General features: G+C 62.9%; 30 protein-coding genes and 1 tRNA gene. 20 read left to right on the top strand and 11 right to left on the bottom strand.

Going from position 1 to position 23,931, the window contains the following annotated elements:
• The first annotated feature begins 79 nt into the window (after window positions 1-79).
• Window positions 80-460, top strand: coding sequence for a hypothetical protein (locus BBD46_RS05760; RefSeq protein WP_071400780.1), 381 nt, complete (start codon window positions 80-82; stop codon window positions 458-460).
• Between the two features lie 99 nt (window positions 461-559).
• Complete coding sequence (locus BBD46_RS05755; protein ID WP_071400779.1) at window positions 560-1,990, top strand: FAD-binding oxidoreductase; 1,431 nt, start codon at window positions 560-562, stop codon at window positions 1,988-1,990.
• 30 nt (window positions 1,991-2,020) lie between these two features.
• On the opposite strand, the gene BBD46_RS05750 is transcribed toward BBD46_RS05755, so the two are convergent.
• Window positions 2,021-3,460 carry an MATE family efflux transporter gene (locus BBD46_RS05750; RefSeq protein WP_071400778.1) on the bottom strand — a complete coding sequence of 480 codons (1,440 nt, stop codon included), beginning with the start codon at window positions 3,458-3,460 and terminating at the stop codon, window positions 2,021-2,023.
• 181 nt (window positions 3,461-3,641) lie between these two features.
• Here BBD46_RS05750 and BBD46_RS05745 point away from each other — a divergent pair, with 181 nt between their 5' ends.
• Together BBD46_RS05745 and BBD46_RS23085 are read left to right on the top strand one after the other, a co-directional pair.
• Window positions 3,642-4,067 (top strand): hypothetical protein, encoded by a 426-nt coding sequence (locus BBD46_RS05745; protein WP_253184506.1) that lies wholly within the window; start codon window positions 3,642-3,644, stop codon window positions 4,065-4,067.
• Window positions 4,064-4,264, top strand: coding sequence for a hypothetical protein (locus BBD46_RS23085; protein WP_253184505.1), 201 nt, complete (start codon window positions 4,064-4,066; stop codon window positions 4,262-4,264). Before BBD46_RS05745 ends, BBD46_RS23085 begins: the two co-directional genes overlap by 4 nt.
• Before the next feature lie 116 nt (window positions 4,265-4,380).
• Here BBD46_RS23085 and BBD46_RS05740 read toward each other — a convergent pair whose 3' ends face one another.
• Entirely contained in the window at window positions 4,381-5,466 is a 1,086-nt protein-coding gene (locus BBD46_RS05740; RefSeq protein WP_071400777.1) for a geranylgeranyl reductase family protein, read from the bottom strand.
• Window positions 5,467-5,625: 159 nt separating this feature from the next.
• Here BBD46_RS05740 and BBD46_RS05735 point away from each other — a divergent pair, with 159 nt between their 5' ends.
• The 4 genes from BBD46_RS05735 to BBD46_RS05720 all read left to right on the top strand — a co-directional run bounded on the left by BBD46_RS05735 (window position 5,626) and on the right by BBD46_RS05720 (window position 8,728).
• Window positions 5,626-6,282, top strand: a complete 657-nt coding sequence (locus tag BBD46_RS05735) for a nucleotidyltransferase domain-containing protein (RefSeq protein ID WP_071400776.1) — start codon at window positions 5,626-5,628, stop codon at window positions 6,280-6,282.
• Window positions 6,279-6,761 carry a hypothetical protein gene (locus BBD46_RS05730; RefSeq protein ID WP_071400775.1) on the top strand — a complete coding sequence of 161 codons (483 nt, stop codon included), beginning with the start codon at window positions 6,279-6,281 and terminating at the stop codon, window positions 6,759-6,761. The genes BBD46_RS05735 and BBD46_RS05730 overlap by 4 nt, the downstream gene beginning before the upstream one ends.
• A 144-nt stretch (window positions 6,762-6,905) precedes the next feature.
• Window positions 6,906-7,730, top strand: coding sequence for a cyclase family protein (locus BBD46_RS05725; RefSeq protein WP_071400774.1), 825 nt, complete (start codon window positions 6,906-6,908; stop codon window positions 7,728-7,730).
• Window positions 7,727-8,728: a fumarylacetoacetate hydrolase family protein gene (locus BBD46_RS05720; RefSeq protein ID WP_071400773.1), complete on the top strand. Its 1,002-nt coding sequence runs from the start codon at window positions 7,727-7,729 to the stop codon at window positions 8,726-8,728. Before BBD46_RS05725 ends, BBD46_RS05720 begins: the two co-directional genes overlap by 4 nt.
• 38 nt (window positions 8,729-8,766) lie before the next feature.
• Here BBD46_RS05720 and BBD46_RS05715 read toward each other — a convergent pair whose 3' ends face one another.
• Genes BBD46_RS05715 through BBD46_RS05695 form a run of 5 tightly spaced genes read right to left on the bottom strand, consistent with a single transcriptional unit; the run spans window position 8,767 to window position 11,812 of the window.
• Window positions 8,767-9,387 (bottom strand): GTP-dependent dephospho-CoA kinase family protein, encoded by a 621-nt coding sequence (locus BBD46_RS05715; protein WP_071400772.1) that lies wholly within the window; start codon window positions 9,385-9,387, stop codon window positions 8,767-8,769.
• Between the two features lie 13 nt (window positions 9,388-9,400).
• Window positions 9,401-9,598: a transcription elongation factor subunit Spt4 gene (spt4, locus tag BBD46_RS05710; RefSeq protein ID WP_071400771.1), complete on the bottom strand. Its 198-nt coding sequence runs from the start codon at window positions 9,596-9,598 to the stop codon at window positions 9,401-9,403.
• Between the two features lie 2 nt (window positions 9,599-9,600).
• Window positions 9,601-10,170, bottom strand: a complete 570-nt coding sequence (locus tag BBD46_RS05705; RefSeq protein ID WP_006652682.1) for a DNA-directed RNA polymerase — start codon at window positions 10,168-10,170, stop codon at window positions 9,601-9,603.
• A gap of 1 nt (window position 10,171) precedes the next feature.
• Complete coding sequence (locus tag BBD46_RS05700) at window positions 10,172-10,558, bottom strand: PIN domain-containing protein (RefSeq protein WP_004217295.1); 387 nt, start codon at window positions 10,556-10,558, stop codon at window positions 10,172-10,174.
• A gap of 24 nt (window positions 10,559-10,582) precedes the next feature.
• Entirely contained in the window at window positions 10,583-11,812 is a 1,230-nt protein-coding gene (locus BBD46_RS05695; RefSeq protein ID WP_071400770.1) for a translation initiation factor IF-2 subunit gamma, read from the bottom strand.
• A 292-nt stretch (window positions 11,813-12,104) separates the two neighbouring features.
• Here BBD46_RS05695 and BBD46_RS05690 point away from each other — a divergent pair, with 292 nt between their 5' ends.
• From BBD46_RS05690 to BBD46_RS05680, 3 genes are all read left to right on the top strand, one after another.
• Complete coding sequence (locus tag BBD46_RS05690) at window positions 12,105-13,088, top strand: winged helix-turn-helix domain-containing protein (protein WP_171908158.1); 984 nt, start codon at window positions 12,105-12,107, stop codon at window positions 13,086-13,088.
• Window positions 13,089-13,169: 81 nt separating this feature from the next.
• Window positions 13,170-13,427 carry a hypothetical protein gene (locus BBD46_RS05685; RefSeq protein ID WP_071400769.1) on the top strand — a complete coding sequence of 86 codons (258 nt, stop codon included), beginning with the start codon at window positions 13,170-13,172 and terminating at the stop codon, window positions 13,425-13,427.
• An 80-nt stretch (window positions 13,428-13,507) separates the two neighbouring features.
• Window positions 13,508-14,572, top strand: coding sequence for a DUF5787 family protein (locus tag BBD46_RS05680; RefSeq protein WP_071400768.1), 1,065 nt, complete (start codon window positions 13,508-13,510; stop codon window positions 14,570-14,572).
• Window positions 14,573-14,595: 23 nt separating this feature from the next.
• On the opposite strand, the gene BBD46_RS05675 is transcribed toward BBD46_RS05680, so the two are convergent.
• Window positions 14,596-14,895 (bottom strand): DUF7562 family protein, encoded by a 300-nt coding sequence (locus BBD46_RS05675; RefSeq protein ID WP_071400767.1) that lies wholly within the window; start codon window positions 14,893-14,895, stop codon window positions 14,596-14,598.
• Between the two features lie 113 nt (window positions 14,896-15,008).
• Window positions 15,009-15,617 (bottom strand): TMEM175 family protein, encoded by a 609-nt coding sequence (locus BBD46_RS05670; protein WP_071400766.1) that lies wholly within the window; start codon window positions 15,615-15,617, stop codon window positions 15,009-15,011.
• Between the two features lie 165 nt (window positions 15,618-15,782).
• Here BBD46_RS05670 and BBD46_RS05665 point away from each other — a divergent pair, with 165 nt between their 5' ends.
• Window positions 15,783-16,262: an RNA-binding protein gene (locus tag BBD46_RS05665; RefSeq protein WP_071400765.1), complete on the top strand. Its 480-nt coding sequence runs from the start codon at window positions 15,783-15,785 to the stop codon at window positions 16,260-16,262.
• Between the two features lie 212 nt (window positions 16,263-16,474).
• On the opposite strand, the gene BBD46_RS21520 is transcribed toward BBD46_RS05665, so the two are convergent.
• Together BBD46_RS21520 and BBD46_RS05660 are read right to left on the bottom strand one after the other, a co-directional pair.
• Window positions 16,475-17,011 (bottom strand): Hsp20/alpha crystallin family protein, encoded by a 537-nt coding sequence (locus BBD46_RS21520; RefSeq protein ID WP_084777683.1) that lies wholly within the window; start codon window positions 17,009-17,011, stop codon window positions 16,475-16,477.
• 138 nt (window positions 17,012-17,149) lie between these two features.
• Window positions 17,150-17,911, bottom strand: coding sequence for a DUF1028 domain-containing protein (locus BBD46_RS05660; RefSeq protein ID WP_071400764.1), 762 nt, complete (start codon window positions 17,909-17,911; stop codon window positions 17,150-17,152).
• A gap of 286 nt (window positions 17,912-18,197) precedes the next feature.
• Between BBD46_RS05660 and BBD46_RS05655 the strand changes: the two genes are divergently transcribed.
• The 8 genes from BBD46_RS05655 (at window position 18,198) to BBD46_RS05620 (ending at window position 23,906) form a co-directional block, all read left to right on the top strand.
• Window positions 18,198-18,563 carry a cell division protein SepF gene (locus BBD46_RS05655; protein ID WP_004217285.1) on the top strand — a complete coding sequence of 122 codons (366 nt, stop codon included), beginning with the start codon at window positions 18,198-18,200 and terminating at the stop codon, window positions 18,561-18,563.
• Between the two features lie 490 nt (window positions 18,564-19,053).
• Window positions 19,054-19,431: a VOC family protein gene (locus BBD46_RS05650; RefSeq protein WP_071400763.1), complete on the top strand. Its 378-nt coding sequence runs from the start codon at window positions 19,054-19,056 to the stop codon at window positions 19,429-19,431.
• Window positions 19,432-19,552: 121 nt separating this feature from the next.
• A complete protein-coding gene (gene citZ, locus BBD46_RS05645) occupies window positions 19,553-20,701 on the top strand; it encodes a citrate synthase (protein WP_071400762.1) in 1,149 nt (382 codons plus the stop codon).
• A gap of 149 nt (window positions 20,702-20,850) precedes the next feature.
• Window positions 20,851-21,501 (top strand): gamma-glutamylcyclotransferase family protein, encoded by a 651-nt coding sequence (locus BBD46_RS05640; RefSeq protein WP_071400761.1) that lies wholly within the window; start codon window positions 20,851-20,853, stop codon window positions 21,499-21,501.
• A 232-nt stretch (window positions 21,502-21,733) separates the two neighbouring features.
• Complete coding sequence (ilvA, locus tag BBD46_RS05635) at window positions 21,734-22,945, top strand: threonine ammonia-lyase (protein WP_071400760.1); 1,212 nt, start codon at window positions 21,734-21,736, stop codon at window positions 22,943-22,945.
• 90 nt (window positions 22,946-23,035) lie between these two features.
• The gene (locus tag BBD46_RS05630) at window positions 23,036-23,416 is read left to right on the top strand and encodes a Rid family detoxifying hydrolase (RefSeq protein ID WP_071400759.1); all 381 of its coding nucleotides are present in this window, start codon (window positions 23,036-23,038) and stop codon (window positions 23,414-23,416) included.
• Between the two features lie 45 nt (window positions 23,417-23,461).
• The gene (locus BBD46_RS05625; protein WP_071400758.1) at window positions 23,462-23,689 is read left to right on the top strand and encodes a hypothetical protein; all 228 of its coding nucleotides are present in this window, start codon (window positions 23,462-23,464) and stop codon (window positions 23,687-23,689) included.
• A 136-nt stretch (window positions 23,690-23,825) separates the two neighbouring features.
• Window positions 23,826-23,906 (top strand) — tRNA-Ser (locus BBD46_RS05620).
• Window positions 23,907-23,931 lie beyond the last annotated feature (25 nt).

Genomic DNA, 23,931 nt, shown 5'->3' with positions numbered 1-23,931 from the left:
TCACACTCGGTCGTCTCGTCAGGACAGACCAGAACTGGCCGGGCACACGCTTACGGAAGACGCCACTGGAGCCACGCACATGACCTTCGAGAGCACTGACTTCGCCGAACTCGCAGACCGCGTTCGTACCCAGTCGGCCGACGCCCCTGGTTCTGACACCGAACGCGTGACTATCCGATCACTCGAGTCCCTCGACACTGACGCGCTCGCCGACCTTCTCGAGATGGCCGAAACTGATCACGACCGACCCGCCGACCTCGTGTTCGTTCTCCCCCAGCCGCCGACCGATCTCGCGGCGGACGCGTCGCCGGATGAACTCGAGGACGCCCTCGGCCGAACGGTACGTGTCGAGGAGGAACTACCGGACGACACGGTGCTCCTGTTGACGCCAGACGCGGTCGACGGTGCGGAATTGGTCGAACCAGTTTCGATCACCTGTGGTATCGTGGGGACGGAATAAGCCTCTCGTCAGTACAGAGACCACCGTCAACCACCGAGACATTCCGGTACGCGCGAGAACGGCGACTCGGTTATCTCGTTCGGCAGCGTACGTTTATTCATGTCAATGACTGGCAAGTCTCCGGGTGAGGAATCGCTCGCTCGTCTCTCGCGCAACGCCGTCGAATCGTTCACGGCTGATTTTTCGGGCGACGTTTGGTTGCCGTCCGACGAGATGTACGACGAGGCGAGGCGAATCTGGAACGGCATGATCGACAGGTATCCCGCGATTATCGCCCAGTGTGCCGGCGTCGCTGACGTCGTCGCGGCGGTGGATTTCGCTCGCGAGCACGAGTTGCCCGTCGTCGTTCGGGGTGGCGGCCACAATGTCGCGGGCACGGCCGTCACGGACGGCGGCCTCGTCGTCGACCTCTCGAATATGCGCGGCGTCCGGGTCGATCGTGAGGCGGAAACGGTTCGCGTCGAAGGCGGGGCAACCCTCGGTGACGTCGACCGCGAGACGCAACTGTTCGGTCTCGCGACGGCACTCGGTGCCGTTTCGGAGACCGGCGTTGCCGGGCTGACGCTCAACGGCGGCTACGGCCACCTCAGCCGCCAGTACGGGTTGGCTCTGGACAATCTGGTCAGCGTCGACGTCGTCACGGCGGACGGCGAGGCTCGAACGGCGAGCGCCGATCGAAACGCAGACCTGTTCTGGGCGCTTCGCGGTGGCGGCGGCGCGTTCGGCGTCGTCACGTCGTTCGAGTTCACGCTCCACGAGGTCGGTCCCGACGTAGACGCGCTCTTCATCTGGTACATCGATGACGACGCGGCAACGGCGATGGATCGCTACCGCGAGTGGGTCGAGACCGCACCGCGAGATGCGGGCGTCCTCATGGTCGCCGCGCACGTCCCCGAACTCGAGGAGTTCCCCGAATCTGCGTGGGGTGAACCGGCAGTCGCGCTCCTCGGCTCCTCTCGCGGCGACCGTGCGGACGCCGACCACGTTTTCGAGTCGCTTCGGACGGGTCTGACGCCGGTCGCCGACTTTAGCGGGCCGATGGCGTTCACCGATCTGCAGTCGATGCTCGACGAAGACTACCCGGATGGGTTCCGGTACTACTGGAAGTCGATCTACGTCACGGCGCTTACCGACGACCTCGTGGACGCCGTTCTGCAGTGTAACGAGTCCGCGCCGTCGGCGCTCTCGACGGTCGACATCTGGCACCTCGACGGTGCAGTTGGCGACGTACCACAGGACGAAACCGCGTTCTGGCACCGGGACAAACCGTACATGGTCACGTTCGAGGCGAACTGGGAGGACCCAGCGGACGACGATGCGAACGTGACCTGGGCCCGCGAAGGAATCGGCGACGTGCAGGATCTGCCAGTCGCCTCGGGCCGCTATGGGAACTTCCCGGGACTGAACGAGGATCCCGGAAACATGCTCTATGGAGAGAACTACGACCGGCTCGTGGACGTAAAGTCGACGTACGACCCGGCAAACCTGTTCCGCGGAAACGGAGCAATCGTCCCGAGAGCCGCCGACTGACGAGAGCTCTCGTCGTCGGACACCATATTCCTATGTATCGAGATCCGACGAGGACGACGGCCGATACCGTCGGCTCACTGCCTTCCAGCGCCCGCGCCTGAACAGCGCGTAGTTGATCCCGCCCGGGACGAACGTCTCGAGCAACAGCGCGAGGTAGAGTGCCACGACGTCGAGCGGCGTAACGACGCCGAGCAGTGCGACTGGCAGCGCGAAGACGTAGCGGCCGACCAGCGAGGCGACGAACGGCAGGCGGGTGTCGCCCGCACCGAGCAGCGCGCCCGCCGCCGCGCCGTCGATCCCGAAGCCGATCGAACTCACCGCGCCGACGGCGACGAACACCGCCGCAGCCTCGATTGCACCCGCATCGTCGACGAACACGCTCGCGATCGGCTCTGCAAACACGATCACGAGCACCGCAATCGCGACGTAGAGCACGGTAGAGAGCCGAATGATCGACGCGCCGTAGGCACCCGCCTCGTCCTCGTCACCCGCACCGAGGTGCTGGCCGACAAGCGAGCTCGCAGCCAACGAAAGCCCCCAGTTCACGCTGTTGATCAGACTCCGAACGCGGCGGCCGACCTCGAGTGCGGTGACGATGACGGGGCCGAAGGTACCGGCGATCCAGAGGAGCGGAAAGACGACTGCACCGCCGGCAAGTCGACGGCCAATTTCGGGCGTCGAGATTTCGATGAGTTCGCGGACGACGCCGAGGTCGAACCACGGTCCGCGCAGGCTGATCGGAACGGGACTCGGCTCCATGCCGAGTCGGCCGTACGAGCGGCCGGTCATGCCCCAGGCGAGCACGAGCGTCACGAAACCGGTCGAGAGGCTGGTCCCAATCGCCGCGCCCGCGACACCGAGACCGAACCCGAAGATCAGCAGGCCGCTCAGGAGGATGTTGAGGACCGCGCCGCCGGCGCGGGCGACCATCTCGGTGAACGTGTCCCCGACGCCGGTGTAGGTTCGGCTGGCGATCAGGTTACAGAGTTCGAACAGGACGGCGGGCGCGACGAAGATGAGATAGGTGCTGCCGTGGCCGATAGCCTCAGGGTTCGAGCCGAGCAGTCCGATCAGGGGCGCGGCGGCGAGGAGAAAGACGGCCATGATCGGCAGCGCGAAGACGACGGTGAGCAGGAGGCTCTGCGTGACGACGAGCGAGGCGCGCTCGGTTTCTTCACCGCCGTAGTTCTGGGAGACGAGCGAAACGGTGCCGCCCGCGAGTCCGAGGCCGAGCATCGTCACGAGTTCCCAGTACGCGAGCGCGTAGGCCATCCCCGCGGTACCGGTGACGCCGACGGCCAACCCGACCATCGCCAGGTCGGCCGTCTGCTTCGACATGATCGCGAAGCCGGTGACGATGCGGGGCCACGCGAGGTCCATCGTCGGGCGAAAGCGCTCGGCGCTAATGATTCCGAGGCGTTCGAGCACGCTCGCAACGAACGCGACAACGCCGGCGTATCGCCCTGCCATCGACTGCTGGTTTCGGGACTGCTCCCTTCGGTCTGTCGTTTACGGTCTCGGTTGCCGCTCGCGGTCGTTCTGTCTGCGGGTCGGCACGGGGTTCAAACTACAACGCTGAAGGACGAACTGCAACCGCTCGAACGTACCAACGAAACAGACATTTAATACCGTTCGGTCGCACTGTCGCAGTATGCAGTCGCCCTCCTCGCGTCTCGCAGCCGGCGTCGCAGTCGCTGTCGTCGCCATCACCGGTGCAGTCGCCGCCACGACACCGGGGCTCGCACAACAGGGGCCGGACGCCGCACAGGTCGGCGCAGAGACGGTCTTCTCCTCGCTCTTCTCTGCGAACAGCCGGCCCGCGCTCGTGACGCTACTCGTCGGCGGCGGATTGGTCGCGTTTGCGCCCGACGCAACGCAGTCACTGACCGACCTCGCACTCGCACGACCGGGCTTTGCGCTCTTCCACGGTCTACTTAGCATCGTCCTCGCCGTTGCAATCGTCTACATGGCCGCGCTGCCGCTCATTGGCTGGGCGTCGATTCCACTCCTCGCACTCTACGTCGTCGCCCTAGTCGTGGGAAGCGCGCTGGGATTCCTCGCGTCGGTCGCCTCGTGACTGACGCCTTACCGGTCGCTCTCCCCCTCGCGGTCGTCGCTGCAGCGGGTACCGCGTTCGTCCCCACGGTTGGGCCGGCGGTCGCGTTCGTCGTGGTTCACGTTGGAGTCGGCACGATTGCGATGGACCTGGTCGGTATCGGAACGTCGGAAGCGCCTGCTCCCCGGAAGAACCAGGCTTCGACAGAGTCGTCCTGACTGGAACGGTTCAGAGCGCACAAACTGGGAGTTGAGCGGGAAAACGGACATTCACGACCTACGGTCCACAACCGACGATCCACAACCGACGGGCCGATCGACGCCGGAACGCTGGCTCAGCGCCAGGAGAAGACCGTCTTGAGGTGTTTCGCAGACACCAGCGATGTTGGCCGGTCCATGTGGACACCGATTTCGCCCGAGAGCGCGCCGAGGCCGAGGTGCTGGACCGGTTCGGGAAGTGAGTACGCTCGGCGGAGCCAGTGACCGAGTTCCTGATCGCGCTCGATATCGTTGCGCCAGGCGCGCTCGTAGGCGGCGAGCGTCGTCGGCCGGTCGGGATCAATCTCCCGGGCCGCGTGGTCGGCGCTCGTCATCCCGTAGAGGATGCCGCCGCCAGTGAACGGTTTGGTCTGGGCAGCCGCGTCGCCGAGGAGGAAGCCACGGCGACTCGTCACGCGGTCCGGCGGGCCGATCGGAATCGCACCCGAGCAGCGGTGTGAGACGTCGATCTCGTAGCCGTCGATCAGTTCCTCGAAGTGCTTCGTAACCTGCACACCCGGCGGCGCGGCGAGGCCGTACTCGACGCCAGCGTCACCCCGCGGGATGCGCCACGCGAAGAACGTCGGCGCGGTGAGGTGGACGTCGACGAAGTCCTGGTCGTCCGCCTCGTCCGAAAACGCGAGTACCCCGTGGAGCAACTCGTCGGGCTCCGGTAATCCAAGTTCGCCGCGGACGCGAGAGCGCGGGCCGTCGCAGCCGGCGACCATCTTCGCCTCGAACGTAACGGGGCCGTCGGGGCCGCTCACGTCGACCTCGACGCGGTCGTGGTGTTCGCGGACATCTGTGACGGTGTGTTCCTCGCGAACGTCCGCGCCGGCCTCTCGGGCGAGGTCGGCGAGGTGGCGATCCAAGCCGACGCGGTCGATGACGTTCGAGGCCACCTCGCGCTTGTAGAAGGGATACTCGTCGCTGTTCGGCCCGCCGACGTGAAATCGCGCACCGTAAATCTCGTTCTGGAAGAGCTCCTCGCGCGCACCCGGGCCGGTGAACTCCCAGATGTCAGTGCTGACGTGTCCCGAACAGGCCAGGGGCGTGCCGACGGTGCCCTTCTCGAGTGCGAGCACGTCGAAGCCCTTCTCGGCGGCCCGTCGGGAGAACCGCGCGCCGGCGGGGCCGACGCCCACCACGACGAAATCGTACATGTCCGTCACGTTCACGGCGGTCGGTAAATATCCTGTCGAACGTCTCGATTTGGTCAGTCGGGTGCGTTCTCCATTGCCATCTCGAGGTCAAACAGATTGTCACACCGACTAGTAGACGATAGTCATATGTGGCATAATACGTTACACAGAATATAACGAATGGACGTCGAAGTACGATTGCCGCTCCCGGACGAGCAGGTCTTTCGGTACGCGGCAATGGATGAGGCACTCGAGATACTCGCCCGCAACCCGACCGAGGAGTTCTCGAACCGGGAGCTTCAGCGATTGACCGGATACGGCGGTCCCAGCGTCTCGAAGGCGCTTGCGCTCCTCGAGGCGATGGGGCTCATCGTGAGGCGCGACGCCGGGAATCGGACCCTCTACCGCATCGACGAACGTCGGCTCCGAGACGCCGACGACCCGCTTCTCGAAATTCCGCAAACAGAATTTCGCGCTCCGCTCAGACGATTCGTCGAGCGAGTAGATGGCAACGTGCCGTCAATCGTGGGAGTCCTCTGTTTCGGTAGCGTAGCGCGCGGCGAGGCTGACCGCGCAAGCGATATCGACGTTTTTGTCCTCGTTGGCGAAAACGAAGACCCGGTTTCTGCGCGACGGACCGTCTCGGACGTCGTCCGCGATCTGGAAGCCGAACCGATCGACGGTGATCGATACGAGTTCGAGGTTTTCGTCGAATCACCCGAGAGCGCCCGCAAGCGCGGCGATGATTTGCGTCCTATTCTGCAGGAGGGGATTCCCCTCGTCGAGAGCGAGACGCTCCGACGGGTGAAGCGTGATGTCTTCGGGGTGGACGGATGACGTCGACGGACCTCGAAGCAGCACTCGCAGACGCAGAAGATGCGTTCCAGCGAAAGCCCGAGCAGCCGGAGGTTGGACTCGAGTACGTCACCGACCCGGCCGTTCTACAGTTGCGGAAGGCGTGCCGGCTCCTCGACGCTGCCAGCTTTCTGCTTGCACGGAACGGCCATTACACGGTTATCATCGAGAGTTCCTTTGTCGCCATCGAGCGGTCGATCCAGTTCTACGTCGAGGAGAAGGGATACGATGTCGCCGGTCAGCGCCACACCGAAGTGTACGACCTGGGTGTGAGGGCGGGGCTCTTCTCGAGAGGCGTCGCTGATCGGCTCGAAGCACTCTGGATCGAGAACCGGTCGGAGTCCTATTATCGAACCGGCGTCGCCGGCGAGTACCGGGCACGGACGCTTCACGACCTCGCAGTGCAACTTCACGACGAGACTGTTCAGTTAACTCGGACGCAGGACTGCCTCTGCGAGTGACTGCAGTCGGGCCTGACGCACGATGGGCGAGTTTCTCGCCGTTGGCGCAGCCCTTGGCACATAGTAGTATTCTAATCATTACTCTGGAACGGATATCTGAGGGCACCACCGGATACTATGTGACCTGGGACAGTCTCCCACCGTATGCACGATGCGATCACGGCCACCGGCGGGGCGCTGATCGACCTCAGTATCGGCCTCGAGGACGGCGTTCCGAGCGAACCGACGCCGCCCCGGATCGACGCCTTCGATCACGAGGCGGGTGCCGAGCGACTTGCCGCGACGCTCCGTGAACAGGGGTACGATATCGAAGCAGAGGACTTTCCAGACCAACAGGGGCTGGCCTGGGAGGAACTCAACGTGATCCCTCACGCCGGTACACACTTTGACGCGCCCTCACACTACGGCCCCGAGGTTAACGGGAAGCCGGCGAAGACGATCGAGGAGGTGCCACTCGAGTGGTGTCGCGGTCACGCGGTCGTTCTCGACTTCCGGTGGAAGGAGGCGGGCAGCGAGATTTCCGTCGCGGACATTGAGAGCGAACTCGCGGACCTGAACCACGAGCTCTCGCCGGGCGAAATCGTCCTCATCCAGACTGGTGCGGACGAGTACTGGGGGAGCCCCGAGTACCTCACGGAATTCCCCGGGATGAGCGCCGAGGGGACGAAATTCCTCGTCGAGCAGGGCGTCCGCGTGATCGGCACGGACGCCTACGGTTTCGACAAGCCGTTCACGGCGATGGCCGAGCGCTACGCGGAGACCGGCGACGAGGCCGAACTCTGGCCCGCCCACCTCGCGGGCCGGGAGGTCGAGTACTGCCAGATCGAGAAGATGGCGAACCTCGACGCCCTCCCGCGGCGGACGGAGATTCCGCTCGTGGCGTTCCCCATCACGATCGAGAACGGCAGCGCGGGCTGGGTGCGCCCCGTTGCGCTTTTTGAGGACGACCCCGAGAGGAGGGACGCATGAAACTCGCCACCTTCGAAGTCGACACTCCCGTCGGTCCCATCGAGCGCATCGGTGCCGTCGCCGAGGCGAGTGAATCAGATAGCGACGCAGCCGGCGAAGCCACCCTCGTCGACCTCACCGCCGCCTACGGTGCCGCACTCGAGTCCGAGGGCGAACCCGCCCCTGCAGACCTCGCACACGCCCACGTCCCACCCGAGATGATCGCCTTCCTCGAACGCGGCGAGCGCGCGATTGCGGACGCTCGGGAGGCACTCGAGTACGCCGCCGAGACGAGTGCCGAACGCGGCCCCGCCGGTGCGAAGATCGAGTACGAACCCGTGGAGTACGATCTGCTCGCGCCGCTGCCGCGGCCGAACTCGCTGCGCGATTTCATGGCGATCGAAGAGCACGTCGAAAATAGTATGGACGGCGAGATCGCCGACGTCTGGTACGAGCTCCCGGTCTACTACAAGGGCAATCCGGACAGCGTGGTCCAGCCGGGCGAGACCATCCAGTGGCCCGACTACTCGCGGATTATGGACTACGAACTCGAGATCGCCGCCGTGATCGGCACGCGCGGGCGGGATATCCCTGCCGAGGAAGCCGAGGAGTACATCGCGGGCTACACGGTTTTCAACGATTTTAGCGCCCGGGACACGCAGGGCGAGGAGATGGAGGCCCGACTCGGCCCCGCGAAGGGGAAAGACTTCGCGAACGGGCTCGGCCCCTACCTCGTCCCCGCCGACGATATCGACGTGCTCGAGGCCCCGATGACCGCCCGCGTCAACGGCGAGGTCTGGTCGGAGGGCACCGTCGACGAGATGTACCACTCGTTTGCCGACATCATCGAACACGTCTCACAATCCGAGACGCTCCACCCCGGCGACGTCATCGGTAGCGGCACCGTCGGCGAGGGCTGTGGCCTCGAACTCCGCCAGTGGCTCGAGGACGGCGATACGGTAGCACTCGAGATCGAGGGGATCGGGGTACTCGAGCACACCGTCGTCGAATCGGAATAGGCGGTTCGAAAGACTTCGTTTGCCGTCAGAAAATCGGGTTAGCTATCCGGGTCGAGTAACAGCAACGCCCAGAGCCGCTCGACATCACCGTCGAAGCGCTCGAGTAGGTCGCGCATCTCAGCGCGGTGCTCGCTCGTTACGCGCACGTGGACCATCCCCTCGTCGGGCTGGCCGTAGACCACGCTCGCACCCTCGGGCGCGGCGGCGATTGCCGGGACGGCGACCAGATCCTCCTCGCCGTCGACCAGCACCGTCGCCGGCTCCTCGTCGTCGAGTCCCTCACGGAGCGCGCGGATCACGTCGCCGGAGAGCTCGGCCGGCGGGTTGACGGCCTCGTGGGTCGGCTCCGTCGCGACGGTGTCCCGGATCTCCTCGTCGACAGCGTCGCGCTTGGTTCGCTCGTCGACGAACGCTACGTCGGGGACGCGGCCGGCCTGCAGCAGATGGTAGGTGACGACGTCACCGACAGCGATGAGCGGGCCGTCGACGGACTCGAGTAGCCGTTCGGCGTCCGTTTCGATTGGGCCCATCGGCTCCTTGAGTTCGTGGCGGAGGTCGTCGGGCAGAACCAGTAGCTGGTCGTAGTCGCGGTTGGGGGCGTCGTCGCTCTGAGCGCGCTTGCGGTCTGCGTCGCCCGTACTGGTGTCGTCAGGTGTCACAGCGATCGACTGATTACCGGACCTTGAGCGCGTATGCGCCGGGTTCGGTGACCTGCATCTCGGTTGCAATTTCGCTGTCTTCGGGGTGGGCGATAACGACGTAGCCCGCCCAGTCCTCGGTCAGCGACGAGGAGTTACAGGCATCACAGGTTTCGCTGTCCGGGTCGTTGACCCGGTGACACTCACGACAGACGAGGCGGTCGGCTGCCATCGTTATTCACCTGCGGTTGCTTCTTGTTGCTCGTGTTCGTTCTTGAGCCAATCGTGCTTGCCGAGACCGGGCTGTTTCGCCGTGAGCCCGATTTTCGAGTCGCGCGGGTTGCGCTCGTCGATGCTCTTGGTGACGATGCGGGCGCGGATCGAATCGCCGACACCCAGCGTGCGGTTGGACTCGTTCGAGGCGAGTTGCTGGTTCTCGGCGTCGAACGCCAGATACTCGTTGCTGATCTGGGAGACGTGGAGCAGTCCGTCGACGGGGCCGATGCCGACGAACGCGCCGAACTCGACGACCTCGACGACGGTGCCGTCGACGACCTCCTGCATCTGTGGGTCGAACGTGACGGCGTCGAAATCGGCCTCGTAGTAGACGCCTGGCCGATTCGGCAACACCGTTCCGTCACCGATATCGCGTACCTTGGTGACGGAGACGATGCTTCCGACCTCCTCGTCCATGCGTCCCTCGAGTTTGTCCTGTAGCAGTCGCTTGACGAGCGTCGGCGACACGTCGCCGAGCTCCTCCGGCGGTACCTCCACTGTATCCTTCAATCTAACCCGTTTGTACATCTTATGGTTGAGTGATCGCTAACTTGTTTCTCCCGCGTAATGCAATTACCGGTCTGTGCTCCTCGAGTACCCGGTCGCGCAGCGGCCGGTCGTTGGTGACGACGTAGTCGACGGTGCCCTCGCGGGCGAGTTCGACGAGTGCGTCGTCGGCGTAGGATGCCTCGGTATCGACGACGAGACAGCGTTCGGTTGCCAGATCGTGACCGACGTTTGCGGCGGTGCCTTCGCGTCCACCCTTCTCGGAGAGGCGGCGCAGTTCTTCGATGACGGCCTGCGGTGCCGTCGGTTCGAACGAATCGAGGAGTCGCTCGAGTTCGTCGAACAGCCGCACGTCGAGTTCGACTGGCATCATCAGCGCGCTCGTATCGAGGGCGACCCGGGTGCTCATCGTGTGTCGTGTTTCTCGTATCGGCTACTCCTGTAGCGTTCCGAGACCAATCAGCCGCCAGCGAGCGCCGATGCGGCGGTTGATCGCGATCTTCGCGCCTGGCTCGGCGGTGACGGGTCGCTTGAGGTTGACCTCACACTCGCCCTCGCGTGCGCTCGTCACTGCACCGACGGTGGTGGCCGTGCCGACGGTCATCATCAGCGGCTCACCGGTACTGATATCGTCGACCTCGCCGCCGTCGGTACCGACGACGCGCTCTAGCAGGTCGACGTCCATCGTGAACTGCTGCCAGGTTGGCGGCAGCGACCCCGGTGGACCCGCGATGCGTCCGGCGAGGGCGTCACCCTTCGTCAGTGCCGGGTCGAGTCCCGTTCCGACGCCGAGGAGTCCGCCCGGCGTGACGGTGTCGACGGTCTCGCCACCCGCCTGCAGCGAGCGGATCGTCGTCTCGATCGGGACGTATTCGGTCTGGCCGCCCTCTTCGACCTCTCGGCCCGGTTTGATCTCGATCTCGTCACCGGATTCCAGTTCACCCTCAACGAGACTGCCGCCGAGGACGCCGCCGGTGAGATCAGCAGCGCTGGTTCCCGGCTTGTTGATGTCGAAACTGCGGGCGACGTGCATCCGGGCGTCGGCCTCGGGATCGCGATCGGGCGTTGGAATCTCTTCCTCGATCGCCTGGATCAGCAGGTCGAGGTTGACCTCCTGGCCGGCGGAGACGGGGACGACGGGTGCGTCTTCGGCGACGGTACCCTCGACGAACTCCTGGATTTCCTCGTAGTTTCGTCGTGCCTGGTCACCGTCGACGAGGTCGACCTTGTTCTGGGCGATGACGATGTTTTCGATCCCGATAATGTCGAGCGCCATCAGGTGCTCTTCGGTCTGGGGCTGTGGGACGGGTTCGTTCGCGCTGACGACCAGCACGGCGCCGTCCATCAGCGACGCGCCGGAGAGCATCGTCGCCATCAGCGTCTCGTGGCCCGGTGCGTCGACGAACGAGACGGTTCGAAGCGGTTCGCTCTCCGAGCCGTCTTCACACTCTTCTTTGACCGTGTAGCGCTCGGGTTCCTCCAGATCGGGACACTCGCGGAACGTCGCGTCCGCATAGCCCAGCCGGATGGAGATTCCGCGCTTCATCTCCTCCGAGTGCTGGTCCGTCCACGACCCACTGAGCGCCTGCACCAGCGTCGTCTTGCCGTGGTCGACGTGGCCGACGAGTCCGATGTTCACCTCCGGTTGTTGAGTTCCTGCCATAAGACGATGAGTAATCTTAGGTAGGCCTTCCCTTGTGCGATTGATAAACCTACTGTTCTGCAGGCGCCTGTGCTGTTGGGACCGTTCCGTCCGTCTGGCAGTCTCCGCGTCCGATCGGTTCGAGAGTCGTGTTGTCGAACTCGCTCGTTTCTGCACGTCACGCGAACGATTCGACCCCACCACTGCCCGAAACTGTGTGATCGTCTGGCCCGACAACTCGAGAACACATCCGACGAGTTACAAAAAACCGTTTGAGCGAACCACTTTGGTCCCTGTCGGCGTATGCCTCACCATGAGCAAGTCAAACAGTGCGATCGACCGTGACTCGGAGTCCGATCGCAACCGCGAGCACGCATCCGACAACGCCTCCGATCACGAGTCCGACCGACGCGACCAGGGGGTACTCGAGTGCACCGACTGTCTCGACCCCGCCGACGCGTTCGCGTTGGTCGGGAACGAGGTACGACTGTCGATCCTCGAGGCGCTGTGGGCTGCCGAGGAGTCGCCGGTATCGTTCTCGGAACTGCGCCGTGAGGTCGGGATGCGCGATTCGGCGCAGTTCAACTATCACCTCCAGAAGTTGGTGGGCCATTTCGTCACCCAACAGGGGGATGGATACGTGTTCAAACACGCCGGTGAGAAGGTGGTTCGGTCGGTGATCGCAGGCTCGTTCAACGAACACCCGTCGATCGAACCGTTCGACGTTACGGGCGCGTGTTTCGCCTGCGACGGCCCACTGGCGGCGACGTACGAGGACGAACGACTCGCTATCGACTGCCGAGCCTGCGGTCAGGGCCACGGCGAGTATGCGTTTCCACCAGGCGGCCTGGCCGACCGGACGCGAGCCGAAATCGCGGACGCGTTCGATCAGCGAGTGCGACATCTGCACTGTCTGGCCGCCGACGGCGTCTGTCCGGAGTGTAGCGGCCGGATGGAAACCCGAATCGTCGAGGAAGACGACTGCTGTCTCGGCGTCAGTCTGCGCGTCGACCACGAGTGTCGGCAGTGTGCCCACACGCTCTGTTCGGCCGCCGGCCTGCGTCTGCTCGACCACTCCGAGGTCGTCACCTTCCACCGCGAGCGCGGCGTCTCGCTCGACGACCGCCCCTACTGGACGCTGCCGTGGTGCGTCTCCGACGAGTTCACGCGCCTCGTCGACCGTGACCCTTCCCGGCTCGAGGTTCGGATCCCACTCGCTGGTGACGAGCTTCGTGTGACGATGGACGACGAACTCGCGGTAGTCGAGACCCACGAAACCAGTCCGTCCAGCGACTGAAACGAAATTCAGTAAGCGGCCATACTGAAATGATTTTCAGATTACACTTACTGTCGAGCGGTGCCTCTGCTCGAACGAACAATGACTCACGCACCAATCGCTCCACGTCCGATCGATCCGTTTCCGAACGACAGTCTCCTCACGGCCGCTGTCGTCGCGTTCGGGCTGTCGTTCCTGCTCGTTGGAGCAACGCTGGTCACGCTGTCGATCATCACCGCTGTCGGGAGCTACCCCGTTGTGATCGGTGCCGCCGTGTTCCTCGGTGGGCTCCTCTCGTTCGTTGCGAGCGTACTCGTCGTGAGACGGGTCAGACGGCGAGTCGTCACGAGGGTCGCTTGAGTGTACCACCACCGGCTTTCTGACCGACTGCAACACCTGCGAATCCGATCGCTTTTCTCGGTCGCGCGCCTTGCTTGACTGTGTCCGAATTCGCGTTCGAACTCGCGCTCTGTGCGCACCTCGAGCGATCCTCCACTCCGCCGATAGCGGACTCCAACCCGCTCGTTGCTCGCCAGATCGGCGGAAGCGTCGCCGATCCCGGCGGTCGAATCCTCGATATCGTCTGTGTCGAACCGGGACTCGAGTTCGACGCGCGAACAGCGATTACGGACGCGGAGATTCCGGACGCCGCTATCGAATCTGCTGTCGGTCCAGGGCGATCGCGCTACTGGAAGGACGCCTTCGACTGCCATCCGAACCACGCCCGGCGAGCGATGGAACGGGCCTGCGAGATCGGCTTTTTCGAGTCCGAGCGGCGCAACGGCCGCGAGTACGTGCGGCAGGTTGCGCGGTACCCTGACTGGTACGACCGCATCGTCGCCATCGAAAACAAACCCGACCTCGGTCGGCCCGGCGACCTCGAGATGCAACTTCGGACTGACGTGAGCCTGGCGCTGGTCGACGAAGTCATCCTGGCGACGGAGAGCTACGTGTCGCGGGCGCACCTGCATCGACTTCCTGATCCGGTCGGCGTCTGGCGGGTGCATCGGGACCGTGACCGTAGCGGAGGCGATCCGTCAGCACCGGAACGTGAGAGTTCGGGCAAGGTTGAGACCGAGGCTGGAGTCGGCGTCGAAATCGAGGTCGTCCGCGAACCGACGCCGTTGCCGACCGCCGGCCCTGGCATCGAACCGCTCGCATTCGAACCCGGCCGGACCGAAATCGAACCCGTTTCCGCCGCCGAAAAAGCCCGAGCACGCCGCCGACTCGCCGAACGAGCCTACGGCAAGGGCTGGCGAACGTACGACTTTCCGGGCTGTGCGTCCTGTGTTCCGACCGACGAGGCGGCTGCGACGCTGCCCTACTGCGCGTGGGCGGGCGACTTCGTCGATGCGAACGCAGACTGCGGCCCCGACTGCCCGGGCTACGAGTCGGCGGCCGCCCCCGAGGTCGACCTCGACGGGGAACGGGACCGACGGACCGCCTGGCGAGCGTCACCCAGCGGACATCGCCGCCAGCAGTCTGGACTGGATCAGTTCCGGTGAGTTCGGGGACCGCAACGCAGCAGTCAGGATTCTTCCTCGACGCGCCCGTACCGGTCCTCCACTGTCGCGAGATAGCTCGCCAGAAATGTCTCGGTCTCTTCCTCGCCGGCGTGGAGTTCGACGAGGATGTCCTCGAGTTCGTCGCGTGGCTGATGGCAGAGTTCGTTGTGACAGGTCGGACAGAGATGTTCGAACTCCTTATCGCGGCGGTCCCACTGGTTGCCGTACTTGTCGTACTCTCGAGCAGCAGACCGTGAGATGCCATCGCCACAGGCGAGACACGTGACCGTCGCCGACGGGGATCGGGAGGACCATGGCCACATAGCTACTCCAAGGCCATGTGGTTACTTAGCAATTGTCACACGTTCGTTTTAGCGGGAGTGTCTACGCAGAGAATCGGTTGGCGGACGAACTAGTCGACGCACGAACTGGTCGCTCAATCGGACCGGTTGACTCGATAGTACCGCACCCAGAGCCACTGCAACGGGGCAATCAGTATCGGAACGAAGAACGCGAGCGAAAGGTCGACGAGCGCGACACCGACCGAGAGCACGAAGACGGCGGGGGCGATCAGCCCGCGAACCGTCACCAACCGCGCTGTCCAGTCGTCGATCTCGTCCGCAACGAAGCCCGACCGTGCGGCGTAGCTCCAGACGAACGTCAGAAACGTCCCGACCAGAATGATGTTGGTCGCATACAGCACCCAGGCAAACTGCGTTCCGTACAGGCCCATGATCTCCGTCGGATACGGCAGAAACGATATCGAGAGCAAGAACAGGAGGTTCAGCCACAGCAGTATCCGATCGTGGTCGACGATATTTCGAAAGAGATTGTGGTGGACGATCCAGTAGACGCCGACCACCAGATAGCTCAACAGGTAACTGAACAACAACGTCTCCTGATCTGCGATCGCTCCTGGCAATTCACCTGCGGAGACGTCCGGCACCTCGAACTGCAACACGAGTAAGGTGAGCACGATTGCGAATAACCCGTCGCTCAACCCCTCCATTCGGTCCGTCCCCTCGCCGCCGAGCGAGTCGATCATAGCTGGTGTTCACCGAACGAGACCATGATTATGCGTCGCCAACTCGCCAGGGATCTGTGTCCAGACGCCGTCTCTCGTTGCCTTCTGTGGTCCACGAGACGCAGACCGCGAAATGGGGCCACGAGAAATCTATTCTATTAAATGGGCTCGCACGGTAGCACGGGTATGCAAGTCAAATCTCGCCACCACCTTCGCAGCGACGATGTCTCGGCACTCGAGTCCGATCTCTCTGAGAAGTTGGGCGTCTCACCTGACGGCGACACGTACGAGCGCGTCGAGTTCGAAGACGCGGACCGCGAAGTCATTCTAATTGACGGCGAGCCACAGGTTGCGTTTTTCGACGAGGTGCCGTTTTTGACGGTTCGCGGTGCGAACGCCTACGAGCCCGAACGGCGGTTGGTGACGGTCGATGCCGGCGCGATTTCGTTCGTCAGCGACGGGGCTGACGTGATGCGGCCGGGGATCACGGAGGCGACGGAAGACATCTCGCCGGACGACCTGGTCGTTATCGCGGAGGAGTCCCACGGCAAGGTGCTGGCGATCGGCCGTGCTCGCGTCGAGGGCTCGGAGATGGCTGGCAACGAGGGGAAGGTGGTTGACTCGCTACACCACGTTGGCGACGAGTTGTACGAATTTACGGCGTAACGTAGCTCGCACTCTCTCAGTCGGGCTTGCTGAGGTCCTCAAACGGTGATCTGTTTAGGAATCGTGCTGCATACAGCGCACGAATGTGACACTCGATAGGAGTCAATCAACGAAGCGTGTCGACCGCTCAGTCGAGATGGAGGGAAAACCGGTCAACCAGCAACTCACAGACTAGTATCCAGCTCAATACAGTGGTTGAACGAATCGATCATCTAGGGCGGTGAGTTGCTGAGCGAATCGGCATCGTCCGATTTCATGTGGACTTCAAGGATGCCGTTCTTGAACCACGCGTTCTGTATTTCGGGCGAGGCCCACGGAAGGTCAACTCGTCCAACGACAGTTCCAGTCTTCTCGATGACAAGCTCGTTTGTTCTCGGGTTGACACCGACCGTGATGTCGTCTAAACTAGCACCAAACAGATCAGCAGTGACGGTGAACTTATCGTCGGTGAAGCGAGTATCGAGTAAGCACTCTTCGGATTTCGATTCACGCGTCCGTCTTACGGTGTCTGCACCCCGATTCTGATTTGCTTGCCTTCTAGCAGACGGATGTGGTTGAGACGGTGTTCTGGAGGGCACTGTACCTGTACTTGTGTCTCCTTCCACTGCGTTCCTCAATCCATTGGCTACCGATCGCAACCCAGCTTGCAGAGAGGCTTCGAGAGCGGCTCCAAGCGAGTTCTCCTCTCTCGGACTATCAGATTCCGACGATTTACTGTTTTCTCGACCGTTTTTGTCTCCGTTGCCCATGAATGACCACCGCTTGTTGTGATATCATATGGTATGGGGCGGGATAAGGTACTGGATCATCCACTTATTGTGAGTCATCAGTACCGTCATCTATCCTCCAATCACGTTCAACTACTGAACTCTCTGTCCGCCTCTCACTCAGCTCTCTGCCGCTTCCTCCATCGAATCCTGTTCGTACGCCTCCGCGTATCGCTCGAGTGTGGCCTCGTAGCCGTCCACCGCGAGCTCGTAGGTCTCCTGAAGGTCCGCGACTGGCGTCTCGGTCGCGTCCACGCGCAGATCGTTGTACGGCTTCGTCACGTCGTGGGACTCCGTCGATTCGACGACCACAGCCGCGCTCTGGACCGTCAGCCCCTCGCGCTTGTCGCCGCCCTGCTCGTGACCCGCCGCCAGCGCGTCGATCAGTCGCTCCGCGAGCGGAGCGGGGCCGTCGCCCTCGCGCGGACTTCCGTCCGTCTCGTCCGTCGTCTCGTGTACCGCTGCATCCGCATACATTGCGGCCGTCTCTTCGATCACTGCTTCGCCGGTGAGGAGATTCCCGGCAACTGTGAAGTGCTCGCCCTCCTGGTGGCCGAACCAGTCGCCACACTCCGCACCCGAGAAGGCGAACGTCTCCTCGGCGTCGACGCCGTGGAGTTGGCGCTGGGGTGCACCGTCGTCTGCATTGAGGAGGGACTCGAGTGCGTCGTCAACAGCGAGACCGTCGTCGATGTATTCGATGCCGGTTCGCCCGAGGTCGATGTTGACGAGGCTCTGGGTGGCGACGGCACCGTGTTCGCTGACGAACGGACAGAGGGTGCCAACACCGGGGAGGCGGGTCGTGACGGCGACACCGAAGCGCTCGTGTTCCTCGCCGTCGGGGGTGGTGTAGGATTCGTGGACGCAGATGCTGAAGGTCATCGGCTGAGGTGACGGAGTGAGAGTCAAAAAATATGGAGGTAGCGGCCAATGCGTGGGCGACTGGTGTGGGAGTGTAGGCAGAGATTCCAGTGTCACCGCTCGGGATATAGTAACAACTGCAACTAGTTACACACTGATCGCCGAGTCGTCTGGCGAGCAGGTGTGCAGTGACTTGCAGTGGCTACTATAGTGACACCAGCAGACGAGACAGTTGTCCAACAGTCTCGATCAATGGAGTGTCCGTCTGACGTAAGAACTATACTGGCGGCCCCGGTGGGTAACGGCAATGGGACTGATGAGTAAGATTCTCGGTGGCAACCAGTCGCGGACTGCCGAGGACTACGTCGAACTGAATCTCGACGACGTTTCGGCGAGTTCGGCCGACGCGGCGGCGATGCAGGTACACATCGCGGAAGTCGGCAGTCAGGCGGACGCGATCGATATCAAAGACGCCGTCTACGACGGCGACATCGTCATTGCGGATATCACTCGGCTCCGAACCGAAGATAGCACTGTCGAGCATATCGTCGACGAACTCCGGCAGGTCGCCCAGGAGGTCGACGGCGACATCGTCCGCAAGGGCGAAGATCAGATGATTATCACGCCGACTGGTGTGCATATCAGTCGCGAGAAACTCGGCCAGCAGCTGTAGCGTTCGCCGGCAGCATCGCTGTTTTCGTGGCTCTGGGCCGCTAGGGCTGTTTTAGCATCAAATTGTACGATGAATTACTGCTCTGGTCGGTAGAGTTAGCGTCAGCGCCAGCGTCACACGACGAACGTGAGGACGAACGCGCTGACCATGACAAGACCGAGCCATGCGCCGAAGATGATTGCTGCGTGCGTTCCAGTTAATGCCTCTCCGTCGAGGAATTCACTGATTTCCATCGTCTGAGTCTCGGGTGGCTGTTCTGGTAAGCCGCAGGCTAATTCCATCGCCGCGAGAATTGCCGATACTCATGTGAACGAGCGAACGCGTTCGAATGTGTGGCTTGCCTCGATGAGGTTCCCAGACGGCGACCGGGGATGACGTGCTCCTCAACCGTGCTGTACTCTTCAACCGTGCTGTGCTCCTCGACCGATACGGCCGCGTGTGTCTGCCCTCGCGCCGGAACTAACTTACAACAGTCCGTCTGACTGGTCATATGGACGTTATCCACACGGCACTCTGGGTATCGGATCTCGAGCAAACGCGATCCTTCTACGTCGACGCGCTCGGCCTGACGGAGAACTGGTCGTTCGAGACGGACGACGGCGTCGAAAACGTCTACATCGGCGGCGAGAACGCGGAGTTCCAGTTCAAGTACGATCCGGCTGGCGGTCCCGAGATCGATCCCGGCACGATGGCTCACGTCGCCGTCGGCGTTGAGAGCACCGACGAGGTCTTCGACCGACTGGTTGCACAGGTTGACCCGCCCGTTGAGATGGAGCCGACGACGATGGACGATATCGGTTGCCGGGTTGCGTTCGTCGAGGATCCGAACGGCTACGTTGTCGAACTCGTCGAACAGATGGATACCTGAGTGTGCTTTGTGAGCACGCTTCATTGCCAGAAATCTGCGGCCAGGGACCGACTCCCGTCTGTTGACAGATCACGGCGAGAAAACGACAATACTTTTCCATCGGCGACTGAAATTCCACGGTATGGCAGACGACCTTAAAAAAGGGCTTGAGGGCGTCCTGGTCGCAGAGTCAGACCTCAGCTCGATCGATGGTGACGCGGGACGGTTGATCTACCGTGGCTACGCGATCGAGGACCTTGCCCGTGGCGCGAGCTACGAGGAAGTCCTCTATCTCCTCTGGAACGGCCACCTTCCTTCCGAAGACGAACTCGCGTCGTTTACCGAGGCACTCACCGAGGAACGCACCGTCAGCGACGACGTGCTCGCGACGATGGAGCGTCTCGCCGACGCCGACGAGCAGCCGATGGCTGCCCTTCGGACCGCCGTCTCGATGTTCTCGGCAACCGAACCCGAGACCGACGCTGACCCCGAAAATCTCGACGTGACGCTTCGTAAGGGTCGACGAATCACGGCCAAGATTCCGACCGCACTCGCCGCCTTCGAGCGCTACCGACTCGGCGAGGAGCCCGTCGATCCCGATCCTGATCTGGGACTCGCCGCGAACTTCCTCTACATGCTCACCGGCGAGGAACCCGACGACATCGCCGCTGAAACCTTCGATCAGGCGCTCATCCTCCACGCCGACCACGGCCTGAACGCCTCCACGTTCACCTCGATGGTTATCGGCTCCACGATGGCAGATATCTACAGCGCCGTCACTGGCGGCATTAGCGCACTCTCCGGCCCGCTCCACGGTGGCGCCAATCAGGACGTCATGGAAGTCCTGATCGAGATCGACGAAAGCGACCTCGACCACCGCGAGTGGGTCGAACAGGCCACCGACGAAGGCCGACGCATCCCCGGCTTCGGCCACCGCGTCTACAACGTCAAAGACCCCCGCGCGAAGATCCTCGAAGAACGGAGCAAGGAACTCGCCGAAAACGGCGACGACAAGTGGTACAACTACACCACAACGATCGAACAGTATCTCTCCGAGGAGAAGGGCCTGGTCGAGAAGGGCATCGCCCCGAACGTCGACTTCTACTCCGGCTCGGTCTACTACCAGCTCGGCATCCCGATCGACATGTACACCCCGATCTTCGCTATGAGCCGCGCTGGCGGCTGGATCGCACACGTACTCGAGTACCAGGACGATAATCGCCTGATCCGACCGCGCGCCCGGTATACGGGTCCGGAGGACCAGGAGTTCGTACCGATTTCGGAGCGCTAACGACACGCCGTAGAGCGGTTTGGTTTCTTGCGCTGATCGTGTTTGGCTTGTTTTGATTGTGGGTGCCACTACCGTGATCGCTCGTCGCGAAGCCATCTCGAGCGCGTCGCAACCGAAAAGTAGCCGCCTCGAGATAGTTTGACTGACCTGTGTGCGCTCACGACCTCTCCTTCGTCTTCGTCTACGGAACGCTGACTGACCGCGAACAGGCCAGTGCCGTCCTCGGGGCCGAGTGGCCAGATACCGAAATCGTCGGCGACGCCGTCCTCGGGGGCTGCCGTCAGGTCGACGGCCAGTACCCGACGCTCGCGCCGGCTGGGTCGGCGATGGAGGACGGGACAATGGGGAACGAGACGACGAGCGGTGAAACAACGGACAGTGAAGCGACAGGCGGCGAAACGACCGGAACACTGCTCGCCGTCACCGACTCGGGACTCGAACGGCTCGATCGGTACGAAGGCGTCGAGCACGGACTCTACGTTCGCGTCCGCGTGCCGTGGCTCACGAATGTAGATGCGGATACGGGTGTGGACGCGGGCGCGGACGCGAATTCGAATACGGCTACGGGAACAGCCGCAGGTACGGGAAGAAACGCAAACGCGGCCACGGACAGCCGTCCGGTAGACGAGAACAGCCAGCCCCCGGTCTGGACCTACGTCGGCAACCCCGATCGACTCGGCATCGAGTCGGCACTCGAGTGGCCCCGAGCGGCGACGTTCGAGGGGAGTGTTCGCGAGTACATCGACGCACACGATGTCGGCGTTCGAGTGGCGAATGACACCCGTGCGCCGGGCGTCTGACGGCAGTCTGAACCCGACGCCTGCTTGCGATTTCACTTTCACTCTGGAGGGGTGGGTTTTATGGTGTCTGCGTGCCCGTCTATAGTTGCACGTCACACGCCGTGCATTCCCTGTATCCCTGTCGTGTTGCCGCTGGCAGCACGTTCCTGTTCCTGTCGGGGTAGTGGGGGTGGGGCGCCGCCCGCTCGATCGTCCCCGACAGTCTTACAATATCTGCCGAATAGGCACGCATATGATCGAACTTGCTGACGTTCTCGAAGCTCAGGACCGGGTACGTGCAACATCCAGACACACCCCGCTCGAATATTCACACACCTATTCGTCGATGACCGACGCCGATGTCCACCTCAAACTCGAGACCTTCCAGCGGACGGGGTCGTTCAAGATCCGCGGTGCGACGAACCGCGTCGCGACGCTCTCTCAAGCGGAAAAAGATGCGGGAGTCGTCACCGCGAGCGCGGGGAATCACGCCCAGGGCGTCGCCCTCGCCGCCACGCGCTCTGGCGTCGACTCGACGATCGTCATGCCCGAGCACGCGCCCATCTCGAAGGTCAAAGCGACCCGTAACTACGGCGCGAAGGTCGTCCTCGACGGGACGGACTACAACGAGGCCGCCCAGCGCGCCCACGAACTCGAGGAGACGGAAGACCGTACGTACGTCCACGCCTTCGACGACGAGTACGTGATGGCCGGTCAGGGGACGATCGGCCTCGAAATCCTCGAGGACTGCCCCGATGTCGACACCGTCGTCGTCCCGATCGGCGGCGGCGGCCTCATCAGCGGCGTTGCCGCGGCGATCAAGGAGCAGCGACCCGAGACGCGCGTCATCGGCGTCCAGGCAGAGGGAGCCTCGAGCGCGGCGACCTCACTCGAGAAGGGCGAGCGAATTTCGCTCGACGGCGTCGACACCATCGCTGACGGAATCGCGACGCGAAGCGTCGGCGAGAAGCCGTTCGCCCACATTCAGGAGTACGTCGACGAGGTCGTCACGGTCTCGGACTCCGAAATCGCGGTCGCGATCGTCTACCTGCTCGAGCGCTCGAAAACGCTGGTCGAAGGTGCTGGTGCGGTACCGCTCGCCGCGCTCCTGTTCGAGCACTTCGACTACGAGGAGGGCGAGACCATCGTGCCAATCCTCTCTGGAGGGAACGTCGATCTCAACACGCTCACCAATATCATCGTCCGCGGGCTCGTCGAGACCGGCCGCTATCTGAAGATCAGAACCGTGCTCAAGGATCGTCCCGGGGCACTCGAGAAACTACTCGAGATCTTCACCGAGTATCAGGTCAACATCTACGCGATCCACCACGACCGCACCTCGCGCGAGGTCGAGATGAGCGATACGGAAGTCGAGATCGAACTCGAGATGCGCGGTCCCGACCACGTCGATTCGTTCCTCGAGGCGCTCCGTGAGGAGGGGTACGTGGTCGATATTCTGGCCTGATCGGTCCACAACACGTAGTCGATTGGCGAGGATCGGCGAGACGACCGCGTTTCGCCTGCATTTAAGACCAATCGGGAAGCAGTAGCGGGTATGAAGCGAATCATCGACACCGACGAGGCGCCATCCGCAGTCGGCGCGTACAGCCAGGCGGCAACCAACGACGACCTGCTGTTTACCGCCGGCCAGATTCCCCTGACGCCCGACGGCGATCTCCTCGACGACGAACCGATCGACGTGCAGGCCGAACAGGCCCTCGACAACCTCGTCGCCGTCCTCAACGAAGCCGACGCGACCCCTGCAGACATCCTCAAGGTCACCGTCTTCCTCGACGACATCGAGGACTTCGACGCGATGAACGACACCTACGCCAGCTACTTCGACGACGAGCCACCAGCCCGCAGCGCCATCGAAGTTGCCGCACTCCCGAAGGGCGTCGGCATCGAGATCGAAGCGATCGCGTCACTCGAGTAACCACCGTTTTGCACTCTCTTGAATGGACGACGGAGTGAACGACGAATGAATCCACGAACGAAATCCGCCCTGTTATGGGGCGCGGTCGGCTTCATGGCGTTTCTGGTCCTCGTCCAGGGCTACGCGCTGGTCGTCGAGCCGCTGGTGTCGATCATCCAGGGGTTCGCCGTCGCAGTCCTCGTCGGTGTGGGGACCGCTGTGAGCGCGTACGTACTCGAGTACCGGGTGGCGGCCTGGTCGGCGAAGCGAGCGGCGGAGCGGACGCAGGACTGACGCCGTGGGTAGACGACGCTGCTGCGGACGTTGTTCGTAGCACCGGTACTGGCAGCGGTTGACACGGTCACTGACACTGGCGCTGACGGCGACTAAAAGTAAGAGTTAAACGAGGGACGTGGTTACGATAAGGTGAGCCAGGATGGCCGAACGGTAAGGCGCACGCCTGGAAAGCGTGTTCCCTTTGGGATTCTGGGTTCAAATCCCAGTCCTGGCGTTTCTTGGATTCATTCTCCCGAGTA

It is taken from the genome of Natrialba sp. SSL1, assembly GCF_001861355.1.
In the GTDB taxonomy this organism is placed as follows: domain Archaea; phylum Halobacteriota; class Halobacteria; order Halobacteriales; family Natrialbaceae; genus Natrialba.
Note: the sequence above shows the minus strand (reverse complement) of the source record. Positions and strands in the feature narration are given on the sequence as shown.